Raw genomic sequence first — 2,024 nt, 5'->3', positions numbered from 1 at the left:
GGGTCCGACCCGAGCTCGGCGGTGTACCTCGACGGGGTCTATCTCGCGCGCCCGGCCGGCGTGCTCGGCGACTTCCTGGACGTCGAACGGGTGGAAGTCCTTCGCGGTCCTCAGGGCACGCTCTACGGTCGCAACGTGGTGGGAGGCGCTATCAATCTCATCACCAATCTGCCCACGAACGAGCGAACGCTTTCGACGCACGTCGTCCTCGGCAATTTTCAGACCGCGCGAGCCGAGGCCACCGTGAGTGGCCCCATCGCGCCCGGCAGGATCATGGCGAGCGTCTCGGTTCTTCGAAGCGTGAGGGACGGATTCATAGAAGATCTCGATCACCCGGATGAACCGCTTGGCGAAACCGACGTCACGGCGACGCGGGGAACGCTGCGCGTTTTCTTCAACGACCGGAGCGAGCTTCGCATCACCGGAGACTTCACGCATCGCGATCCGACGCCACTCTTCTATCCGAAAGTCCTGGCGGTGAAGTCGGGTTTCACCGTCGATAATCCCTCAGACCTTCATCAGGTGCGGACGTCGACGCCTTCAGAAAGCCGGAACGTGCACTACGGCGGCTCGGCGCAGTTCATCTGGCGGCCCACGGCGAGCACCGTTCTAAGGAGCCTGTTCGCCGCCCGGAAGCTCGACTACGACATCTTCGTCGACACCGACGTAACCGAGCTCAATCTCATCACGGGGCATGTGCATGAGATTCACCATCAGGTCTCGGAGGAGCTCACCATCACCTCCGAGCTCCCGGGATTCACGGCCACGGCCGGCCTCTTCTTGTTCAAGGAGGTCGATCGACAGCCGACCGACATCGAGCTCATCGCCGCTGACGTGGTGAATCGCCTCGACCCTACCGTCGATGCGAAATCCATTGCCGCGTTCGGGCAGGTGGCGGTCGCTCTCGGGTCGCGTCTATCGGGGAACCTCGGTGTCCGTTATACTCGCGACGACAAGACAATGGACAACGCCGGTGGCTCCGAGCTCGGTGACACCGCGGTGTCGTCGTTTCACTACGCAAATTCGATTGCGGCCACGGCCTGGACGCCGAAGTTCGGCCTGGATTTCCGGATCGCGGATGGAGCTCTCGCATATCTGTCGGCTACCCGTGGGTTCAAGAGCGGGGGTTTCAACCTCACGTCAACGAGCGCCGCCGGCTTCGCGCCGGAGTGGGCCTGGGCGTACGAGGTGGGGCTCAAGTTGTCAGCACCGAACGAGCGCCTCGATCTGAACGGCGCGGCGTTTCATACGGACTACACGGACCTGCAAGTGCGGACACCCCTTCGTCCCGGAGTCTTCGATATCACGAACGCGGCGACGGCGACCATCCGCGGTGTCGAGGTGGAGGGCCAGGCTCAACCCGGTGCCGGATGGAGAGTGGGTGGACACGTCGCCTGGCTCGACGCGCGGTATGATCGATACAGGGCGGTGGGTCCGGGCGGCTCTCCCGTGGACGTGGCCGGACGCCGGCTCTCCAACGCTCCTGAGTGGTCCGGGCGCGCCTGGCTGGAGTATGCCAGGCAAATACGTCGGTTGGGGGTGCTGTCGCTTTCTTTCGACGTCATCAAGCAAAGCACCGTGTACTTCACGCCGATCAATGACGCCATCGAGCGACAGGACCCCTACAGTCTCGTCAACGCGAATATCACGGTTCGGCCAGGCCCGTCTTGGTCCATCAGCTTTTATGCGCGCAACTTGACCGACACCGATTACATCATCGGAACTATCAGCGTGCCCCCGCCCGCAATCGCTGGTCTACCCGGCGAACGGCGCCAGTTCGGTGTCCAGCTCAACCTGACCAAATGAACACCGACCAGACGAGTGCGCGGAGCGAGGAATACGGGATCGACCTATCTGACTATACGCTAGAAACCATTCGGGACGATGGTTCGTTCGTCCTGTACCGGGGCTACCGAACATTAACCAATCGGCATCCCGCCTCCATTCTCGTCGTCATGCCGAAGGCAGAGCATCCCCCCCTCGAGTTTCTGCAGATGCTCGAGCACGAGCACGCGCTCCGCTTC

2 protein-coding genes are annotated in these 2,024 nt (G+C 62.5%); both read left to right on the top strand.

The genetic code is table 11. From position 1 onward, the window contains the following. Nucleotides 1-1,806: TonB-dependent receptor (locus tag VEK15_33005; GenBank protein ID HXV65562.1), on the top strand; the 1,806-nt coding region annotated here is incomplete at its 5' end. Further along, nucleotides 1,803-2,024 (top strand): hypothetical protein (locus tag VEK15_33000; GenBank protein HXV65561.1); only part of this gene is annotated, 222 nt, incomplete at its 3' end. The genes VEK15_33005 and VEK15_33000, both read left to right, overlap by 4 nt.

The organism is Vicinamibacteria bacterium, assembly GCA_035620555.1.
GTDB lineage: Bacteria > Acidobacteriota > Vicinamibacteria > Marinacidobacterales > SMYC01 > DASPGQ01.
This window is presented reverse-complemented; position numbering and strand designations above follow the sequence as displayed.